This is a genomic window from Bacteroides sp. 2_2_4, from assembly GCF_000157055.1.
Taxonomy (GTDB): Bacteria; Bacteroidota; Bacteroidia; order Bacteroidales; family Bacteroidaceae; genus Bacteroides; species Bacteroides ovatus.
On the sequence record NZ_EQ973363.1, the window covers coordinates 319,624 to 328,829 of the forward strand.

General features: G+C 46.0%; 8 protein-coding genes. 1 reads left to right on the plus strand and 7 read right to left on the minus strand.

Translation table 11 applies throughout. The features are described 5' to 3' along the window. Positions 1-10 precede the first annotated feature (10 nt). A complete protein-coding gene (locus BSCG_RS08225; RefSeq protein ID WP_004348227.1) occupies positions 11-976 on the plus strand; it encodes an extended-spectrum class A beta-lactamase CfxA3 in 966 nt (321 codons plus the stop codon). A 92-nt stretch (positions 977-1,068) separates the two neighbouring features. On the opposite strand, the gene BSCG_RS08220 is transcribed toward BSCG_RS08225, so the two are convergent. The 7 genes from BSCG_RS08220 to tnpA form a co-directional block, all read right to left on the minus strand. Further along, positions 1,069-2,472, minus strand: a complete 1,404-nt coding sequence (locus BSCG_RS08220) for a hypothetical protein (RefSeq protein ID WP_004292734.1) — start codon at positions 2,470-2,472, stop codon at positions 1,069-1,071. A gap of 282 nt (positions 2,473-2,754) precedes the next feature. Beyond that, positions 2,755-3,870 carry a DUF6371 domain-containing protein gene (locus tag BSCG_RS08215; RefSeq protein ID WP_004292742.1) on the minus strand — a complete coding sequence of 372 codons (1,116 nt, stop codon included), beginning with the start codon at positions 3,868-3,870 and terminating at the stop codon, positions 2,755-2,757. 3 nt (positions 3,871-3,873) lie between these two features. Beyond that, positions 3,874-4,971: an AAA family ATPase gene (locus BSCG_RS08210; RefSeq protein ID WP_004348225.1), complete on the minus strand. Its 1,098-nt coding sequence runs from the start codon at positions 4,969-4,971 to the stop codon at positions 3,874-3,876. A gap of 5 nt (positions 4,972-4,976) precedes the next feature. Continuing rightward, a complete protein-coding gene (locus BSCG_RS08205; RefSeq protein WP_004338328.1) occupies positions 4,977-5,351 on the minus strand; it encodes an excisionase family DNA-binding protein in 375 nt (124 codons plus the stop codon). Positions 5,352-5,550: 199 nt separating this feature from the next. After that, the gene (gene tnpC / locus BSCG_RS08200; protein WP_004339687.1) at positions 5,551-6,408 is read right to left on the minus strand and encodes a transposon Tn4555 protein TnpC; all 858 of its coding nucleotides are present in this window, start codon (positions 6,406-6,408) and stop codon (positions 5,551-5,553) included. Between the two features lie 247 nt (positions 6,409-6,655). Next, the gene (locus BSCG_RS08195; protein ID WP_004338318.1) at positions 6,656-7,774 is read right to left on the minus strand and encodes a tyrosine-type recombinase/integrase; all 1,119 of its coding nucleotides are present in this window, start codon (positions 7,772-7,774) and stop codon (positions 6,656-6,658) included. A 141-nt stretch (positions 7,775-7,915) separates the two neighbouring features. Next, positions 7,916-8,851 carry a transposon Tn4555 protein TnpA gene (gene tnpA, locus BSCG_RS08190; protein WP_004292844.1) on the minus strand — a complete coding sequence of 312 codons (936 nt, stop codon included), beginning with the start codon at positions 8,849-8,851 and terminating at the stop codon, positions 7,916-7,918. Positions 8,852-9,206 lie beyond the last annotated feature (355 nt).

Below are 9,206 nucleotides of genomic sequence, written 5' to 3' on the forward strand. Positions count from 1 at the left end.
TAATATAAACATGGAAAAAAACAGAAAAAAACAAATCGTAGTTTTGAGTATAGCTTTAGTTTGCATTTTCATCTTGGTATTTTCATTGTTCCATAAATCAGCGACAAAAGATAGCGCAAATCCTCCTTTAACAAATGTTTTGACTGATAGCATTTCTCAAATTGTCTCAGCTTGTCCTGGCGAAATTGGTGTGGCGGTTATTGTTAATAACAGAGATACGGTTAAGGTCAATAATAAGAGTGTTTATCCTATGATGAGTGTGTTTAAGGTTCATCAGGCATTAGCTCTTTGTAATGACTTTGACAATAAAGGAATTTCACTTGATACCTTAGTAAATATAAATAGGGATAAACTTGACCCAAAGACTTGGAGTCCTATGCTGAAAGATTATTCAGGGCCAGTCATATCATTGACAGTGAGAGATTTGCTGCGTTATACTCTTACTCAGAGTGACAACAATGCAAGCAACCTTATGTTTAAGGATATGGTTAATGTCGCTCAAACAGATAGTTTTATAGCCACACTCATTCCTCGTTCAAGTTTTCAGATAGCTTATACGGAAGAGGAAATGTCGGCTGACCATAACAAGGCTTACTCTAACTATACATCTCCTCTTGGTGCTGCAATGTTGATGAATCGTTTGTTTACTGAAGGTCTTATCGATGATGAGAAACAAAGTTTCATTAAGAATACGTTAAAAGAATGCAAAACAGGTGTAGATAGGATAGCAGCTCCACTTCTTGATAAAGAAGGGGTTGTTATAGCGCATAAGACAGGTTCAGGTGATGTTAATGAAAATGGTGTTCTTGCAGCTCACAATGATGTTGCCTATATATGTCTGCCTAATAATATCAGTTATACCTTAGCGGTATTTGTTAAGGATTTCAAGGGAAATGAATCACAAGCGTCACAATATGTTGCGCATATATCAGCTGTAGTATATTCTTTATTAATGCAAACTTCAGTAAAATCTTAAACTGCACTTGCTTTGATAATTAATGATAAACAATCTAAAAGCACTCTAATCGTTATCGGAGTGCTTTTAGATTACTAATCAAATTGCTTCTATTATAATTTGAATCCTCTACTTTTTCTTTCTTCCTGTTGCGGCACTCTTGCTCCATATCTAAGCCTGTGCCATTGCTCCCTGAACCAGTCGGCAATCGGCTTCCTGTTTATTGTCAGGTTCAGCCTGCTTTCATCGTCAGGGTCATTTTCCACCCTTAAAATATCATCCTTTATATCAAAGTTCCGCCTGTGTTGCTCGGAATAGATTTTACCGCTACATTTCAGGGCTTCTTTTTTGACTATAAGACTTTCAGTCATTTCTTTAGAGAATCCCAGCATGGCACAAAACTTTTCCATGCGCAGCATTTCCCTGAACATCGGAAACCACCTGAAAGCCTTGTCTATGATTCTGGCGAGCCGTGACAGTTCTTTTTCTTTCATGTCAAGTTCCTGCCTGTGCATTTCTCTGAGATTGTGGATTTGCGTATCATGCTGTTTCTGCATCTGCTGTACTTGGCTCTGCAATTTTTCAATATTGGTGTTCCGTTTTGAAACCTCGTCTTGCAGTTTTTCGTTGGCACGTTCCAGTTCTTTCAGTTTTCCACTCCCGAAAAGAGAAGCAACTCCACTAGTTATGGCTGTCGCTGCCGTGGTGGCTGTCTTCTTTAACTTGTCAGTGCGTATTTCTGATTTCACCTGTTTCAGTTCCTGCTCGGCAAGATTTATCTGTTCTTCTTTGTGCCGTTTGGCTGCATCCATGCGTTGCAGTTCAGCTTTCTGCTTCTCAATGATAAAGTCGTTCCGTTCCAGATGCTCCTTACCAGTGACAGCCTTTGACTGCCCGCGTTCCATCAGCAGGATGTCGGATGCAAGGGTCTGCATCTGCATCATGTCATCGTCATTGAGCTTTCGGCTCTTTCCTGTTTCGTGGTTCATCCAGTCGAAAACGATATGGGCATGATAGTTCGGCTTGAACCATCTGTCCCCGACTTTGAAGCTTTCCCTGTCTTCCGCTTCCGGCTGACCGTTCAGCCAATGCCCTTCATCCTTGTGCAGGAAGATTTGCAGCGGTGTGATTCCCCAGCGTCTTTGACACTCCTCACCGAATTTACGCACGTCTGCCAGTGTGGTGTCCGACCTGACAAGCAGCACTCCTTCACGTATGGGGGAGCATCCCGCAATCTTGACTATTTTACCGTTCTTGCCTTTGCGTTCACGCTCCTTTTCCTGCATGGCACGTCCGGTCTTTTCCTTTACCATCTGTCTGATATTGTCATAATGCATCCGCAAATCCGGACTGCCGAAGTCGGGATTTATCCACTGTTCGTTATCGGTGGATAGTTCAGGAACGACATAGATTCTGGACTCTCCGATGTGGCGCATGTATTCGGCAGTCCTCCTGTTGTGAGCCTCGCTCGATGCGATGTTGCAGGGCTTGATATGTATGCTTGATTTTGTTGCCATAGATACTTGTTTTTTGGTTTGTACTTTATTGTTTGCTTTTCCGCTGTCCGTAAACGCATGGGGTTCTTAGGGGTGCAACCCATAAGCGGAGATTGCAAAGAGAGGGTCACTCTTTGCTCTGGGTTCTCAGGGGAGAAACGCCCTGAGTGGGTCATTAGGGTAAAACCCTAATCCCCTCGGGAGAGCCCACAACTACGTAAGCGGAGCGTGTAGTTATAGTGGGCTATATCAATGGCAAGCCATTGTCTGCAAACTCCAGCCTACGGCTTCCGCTCTCCTCCGTCAGGGAGGTTTTTCATCATCGTTGCCGATTGGAGATGCACCGACCAGCACAAGGTCTAAATCGTCTATCAGTTTTTGCAGGACGGGATTCTTCTCTATCATCCGCTGGAGGATTCTCTCAGCCTCGACCAAGTGGTTGGCTGTACTCATCACCTTGCCCTCCCGTATCTGAAAGATAATCCAATCGGCTATGTCGATATGGGCTTCTTTTTGTTTCGGGGTGGCATTCCTTTCGATGATGTCCGAAACCACCACCTTACAAAAGTACATGCTCTCGGCTCGCTGTTTCCACTCGGCATAAGCATCGGCATCGGGAAAGAGAAGCACGGTTCGCCCTGACAGTACACGGAGTTTCTCTTCTCTCATCTGACTCTTACCACCCGTAGCCAGCCATACATAATCGGGGAAGATAGCAGAACCGATAACGGCACTCTTCTCGGATTCCACCAAGACCACCACCTTGTCGGGATGCGTTTTCAACAAGTGTTCCCCGAAAAGGCATTGGGATAGTTGCCAATCCTCTGCCAACACACGCTGCTTTTTCAATATGCTGTGTATCCAGTTCACTGCCGATGTCTGTCCTCCCTTGATACGGTGTCCGTCTTCGGGATTGTACTGCATCACCTTTCCCGTGCGTACCTTGCCCGTCCTGTCTATCTGCCAAAAGATAACAGAGCCGTCACGGGTAGCCCCCAAACGGTATTCCTCCAACAACCGCTTCAACACCTCTTTCGCCTTGTCGCCATAGTAGGAAGTAAGGAGTGTGAAGAGGAAACGGAAGAAATTGCTACGCTCGCTTTGCGACTTCTCCACATAGTGAGGGGGAATATAGCCGATGGCTGTCGGCTTACTTTGCTGCTTCACTTTCTTCTGCTCTGCTCTTTGCCTGTCAAAAGAGAAATCATTGGTAGTTCTGTGTTCAGGATGCTCTTGAAAATACTCTTTCGGAGTGTAGTGATACCCACAACCGCTTTCGTGGTTACATCTGCCGACCGATGGATGCAACGGCACATTATTTTCGTCCACGTAATAGACGAAAGAATGCCTGTCTCCGCATTTGGGGCAGGTATGCCGTGTTGCCGTTCCTTTATACTTCTGTAATGAATAATTGCCCATAGCTTAGTCCGTTTTTGATGGTTGATTGTCGGCTGTCCCATCCTGTCCCATTGTCCCACACTCTAAGGGTTGGGACAGTGGGACACTTGGGACACCTGCGTTTTTACTCTCTTTGCTGCGCTGGATGATACGGTTTACGGTGGACTTGCCACAATTCACCTGTGAGGCTATCTCCCTGACGGACTTGCCCGATTGGGAGAGTTGCAGAATTTGGCAATCCCTTTGGCTTGATTCATTGTCGCCCAATTTTTTCAAGTGTTCCTTTTCCGTGGAATAGCCCCTGAACACGAACTGCAAGAAAGCATCCACCTTGTCAATCTCGTAAACGATTACATTATCCGCATCATGAGAGAACGTGCCATAGCGCACTTTAAGCTGCTTCACATAGCGAAGCCCTCCGTCTTGGGCACTTTTTCCAATGGTGAACACGCTGTCAAAGAAATTGTAGAGCCGTTTGCTTCCGGCAAGGTCGTTGGATGTGATGGGACAATCCAAAGAGCGTTTGGGCGTATGTGCTAGGACAAGGATAGAGAGCGCATATCTCTTTTTGAGATTGTTCAGCTGAATCATCAGCCGTCCTGCGGCATCGCCTTTCTCCATGGCGCAACACAGGTAGGTAAGATTGTCAATGATGAAAATCTTGCAGTCGGTCTGCACAGCCATCTGTTCAATGCCGCCTATGATAGCTTCCTCAAAGTTGGCATCCAAAAGCTGGTTGCAGTCAATAGACACCCGATAGAGTTTGTCGGGAAAGGTGTAGAGCTCTCCATGCTCGTTGGTATAGCGGAGCTGGAACTGCTTTTCGGACAGTTCAAAGTCCAGATACAGCACATTGTCGGTTCGGGCGATGCGGTCGGCTATCTGCACGGCAAGGATGGACTTGCCCACGTTGGAATCGGCAAACAAGCAGGAGAGTTCCCCCTCGTACCAAAAGCTGTCCCACAGCGCACGGGGCGTAGGCAATAACGATGCTTCAAGAATGGTTTGGTTTGCCGTCTTGATATTCATCATGCCTACACTGTCGGGCATACCGTTATGCGCTTGGGATGCTTTTGTGAGGTCGCCACGTATCAGGTTGATATAGTTCTTATCCTCTTCCATATCATTCACCAGTTACGTGGGTTGGGCTTGCGACGGTGGGAAGAGGATAAGGACTTGTTCAGTTCCTCGTCTGACAACGGTATGGGATTCTTTCGGGCGGTTTCCAGCCACTTGTCCAGTTCGTCACGGTAAAGGCAATAGCGTTTGCCGGGCTTGGTGGCAGGGATTGTCCCTTCTGACAGTTTCATGTAGAGCGTACCCTTAGGGATACCTAAATACTCTGCTGCCTCGTCCACAGACATGGGCACGTGGGTGTCCACCGTTTTGGCATTGTTCACACTGCGCTGCTCGGCGAGCAGGCTTTTCAGGCTCATCACTTCGTCTCGAAGCTGAGCGACAACCTCGGGGAGGTCGTTGAAGGTAAGAATTGATTTTTCCATTCGCGTACTCGTCTCTTTTGTAAGACTTGGCGCAAAGGACTGAAATGATATATCCGTGAATATCTCCACGACACGTCATTGCAAAATAATTCCCGAATAATTAAGCCCAGCCATAAATGACGGGTAAAATTACTCGGGAAACGATGTAAAACAGGCGGTTATGAGTTACCGGATGGTTGTCGTTGGTGTCGTGATTATCCTAATTCCGCACATAATCCTCGGGATAGTGGAAATCAAGTTTGCCGTTTTCGGGTTCATCAATGGGAATTTCCGTCTTTAACGGCTCTACCTTGAAATTCTTGATGGTTGATAAGTCTGTATCAGCAAACGATTTCGGGAAAAGGGCTTTGATGAACTTGGCACGGTTATCCCCATTGTAGTATCTCTTGTACAGGAAACGCTCAGAGATATTCCATACGAAGTGACGGAGTGGAATGTTGTTGATGTCTTTGGTAAACGGTCTTTGTATGGGCTTCGGGGTATAAGTGTTAAGATTCATCCATTTGTCCACCTCAGTACAGATGTGGTTCACGGTTTCTTGGTCGGCAATGCGAGGCAGGTAATAATGGCAATACTCCATGACCATGCGGATGCGCTCTTCCTTTTCCCGTTGCTCTCTGCTTGCGTAATTGGCACGGTTCTTTTCGTGAAGATCCGGGGCGATAGTAAGCTCTATCGGTTGTGTTTGGATAAGTGTCTCTTCTTTTGTCGGGGATGATTCGGGTACAGGCTCAGGGACTGATGTAGGTCCAGGCACAGATGTGGCTTCTTCAAGTGTATTTTGTGACAGTTCTTCCTGCACCTCTATGGCTTCGGCAATCGTTTCTTTCTTGCCGAACTTGATTTTGTAGATTTCGTATGTATCAAAGATAAGTGTCTGAAAGGAGAGATAGAGCAACCATCCCAACAGGTTACAGCATACGAATACTATCCACCTGACAAAGTTGTCTTGGTTGAAGCTGTCCGCTATTACCAGCGTGGCAATGGAAGATATTAGGACGATGGCGAAGCCGACAAAGCCCAAGATGATGTATTTGTCCTTGATTGATGATTCCATATTTCGTTGAGAGATTGAATGTTCCTGTATTATTTTGTGCAAAGTTAATGCTATTTTTCCCAATTACTGCCCGTTATTTGCGGTTAGAACGGTCTTTTTCAATGTATTTCACGAAATGTCATCATATCATACTCTGTTTCATACTCTGAGGGGCTTATAAATGGTGGCATCAAGCCAAAAACATAGAGGGGCGATTATAGCCTTGTAGCCATAACCGCCCCTCTGAATACCTGTCAATGTGAGACATTTATGCCTCCTTGCGCTTCAAGGTTATCTTGTCCACCACCTGACACATCTGCTGCGCTGCTATCTTGGAATAGATTTGTGTGGTGGTAATGTTCTTATGTCCGAGATAGGCTTGGATGACAGCCATGTCCGTTCCCATTTCCACGTGCAGGCTTCCGAAGCTGTGGCGGGTACAGTGAAAGGTGATTTTCTTGGTTATCCCTGCTGCCGTGAGCCACCGTTGGAGTGGTCCTTGCAGCATCTTGTCCTTGAAATCCTCAAAGATAAGTCCCTCGCCCCGTTCTCCCAGCAGTCCATAGGCTTCATCACTGATGGGGTTATGCACTATTTCTTTGGTTTTCTGCATACGGGTGGTAACGAACATCCTGCCGTTGGTGTATGGTTGTATCTGCTGCCACGTGAGCTGTCTGATGTCGCTCTTTCTCAGTCCCGTAAGACAGGCGAAAAGAAAAGCTTTTTTCAAGACCTCCTCCTCACAGGGTGTTTCGGCAAGCCGTATCAGTTCCTCTTGGCTCAAATGCTCCCTGATGGTGGGAATGCACTCGATGCGGTCTAAGAAGCCGTTTGGGTTCTCCTTTATCTTCCTGTCACGGTAAGCGGTGTGCAGCACGGCACGGAAAGTTGACCAATAGCCTGCTGCGGAGTTGATGTGCAGCTTTTGGTTGGTGTGGATGGATTGGGGTGCATCAAGCAGGTATTCCATGAACTTGCGGCACAAATCCACATCCACCTCCTCAAAGGTGCATTTGCCGTTCACGAACCGCTGGAAATGCTTGTATACGTGCTGCCACTTGATATTCTTGCGGTCAGCCAGTCCTTTGAAATAGGCAAGGAAATCGCCCTTCATCTTGGTCTTGTCAAAAAAGCCGTTGTTTTCATTGAAAATGGCTTCGTAGCGCTGGTTGCGCAGGATGACCGCTTTCTTCATCATGCGTGCGTTGAAGTCCCGTTCCTGCTGGTTTGCAGGTTTGGCGAAGATGTAAATTCCTAAGGCTTCACGTGTAATCACTCTCATGGTGACATTGTCACGGTAGCCGGGATAGTAGTCAAGGCATAGTGAATACTGTGTCCCGTTCTTAATCTTGCGCTTACGCAAGGTAACTGTTTTGCATTTACTCATAATAATTATGTTTTAATTGGTTGTATACATTTTGGAGTTGTATCCATGTTTCCGATGGCAAAGGAACAACGTGAAATATCCGTGAATACCTCCACGATACATCATTTTGAAATAATTTTCGATAATCCCGATTTTTCACGGTTATTTGTTCCTTTCAGCCATGACACGCTCCACATCTGAGCGCAAAAGCAGGTTTTTCACACCCACCTTTATCTTTTCGATGTGCTTCACCTTGACGATATGGCAGATGTTGGCTGACGAAAGACCATAGATTTGCTGCACCTGCTCAACGGTATAGTAGCGTTCATCGTTCACAAGGTCAGTTCTGCGGAGTTCGTTCAAATGTGATTTGGAGTAATAGGTACGCCCGTACTCTCTTTTAGTGGGTATCTTATGGCGATAGGTGTAGGCACGGAGTGCGGTCGGCTTCATGCCGAACAGTTCCTCCACCTCCTCGGTCAGTAGCCAGTCGGTAATTTCGCTAATATCAACTGCCACACCGAAAAACTCGTCAATATGCTTCTTGCTGTAATAGTTCTTTCCTGCGATACGGCAGATGGGGATATGGTTACGCTTGGCGGAAGTGTAAAGCCATGACTGCTTTACCTTAAAAAGGGACATCACCTCCTCGCCCGAATAGAAGTCCAACACTTCTTCGCTTTCCTTTTCCCTTTTTTCTCTTTTGGCAGGTAAGGAAGATGAAGATGATTTCCTTGGTGTGGAGGTGTTGCCGGGCAGGATGCGGTGATAGGGATTGCCCTCCAACATCTGCTCGATGTCGGCTCTGCGGATGAATGCCATGCGGTTGCTGATGCGTGAGGCTTTCAGCTTGCCGATGGCTACAAGTTTGTAAATGTACTGTCGGGAACAGCCCATGAGGATGGCTGCTTTGGAAAAGGTGAGATACTCCTGATGCTGTATCTCCATCAAGGGTTGGGCGACTTTGAAGAGGTTGTTCTTCTGCATCACTCTGGCTCGTTTGGCTTCTGCCTGACAAGCCTCACTGCAATATCTTTGCATACCGCTTCGGGTTACAAAGGACTTGCCGCAAAAACTGCATTTTCTGGTTGCTTTCATACCGTTTTATCGTTTAATGGTTCATTTCTTCAATCCTATATCTCTGAAATGGTAAACGGATGTGAACGGAAGTCAACCATTGTCGCTTTTCTACACAGTGTGACTGTTTCCGCATATCGGGGCGGTTATTGTCGCTTGTCGTAAACGGTTGTAAACCCTTGTCAACTGTCTGCACGGTGTGACAAAAAACAAGCCCCGCAAATTCTCCACGTCAGAAATACGTCTCAAAAATATGTGGAAATTTGGGAAGCGACAAATGGCAACCGAAAAGTGTTAAATTTTAGAATATGCTGGTAATTAAAGATTTACACTCGGATATTTCTGATTAGTTTTGGTTGTTCTATGGTTATAAATA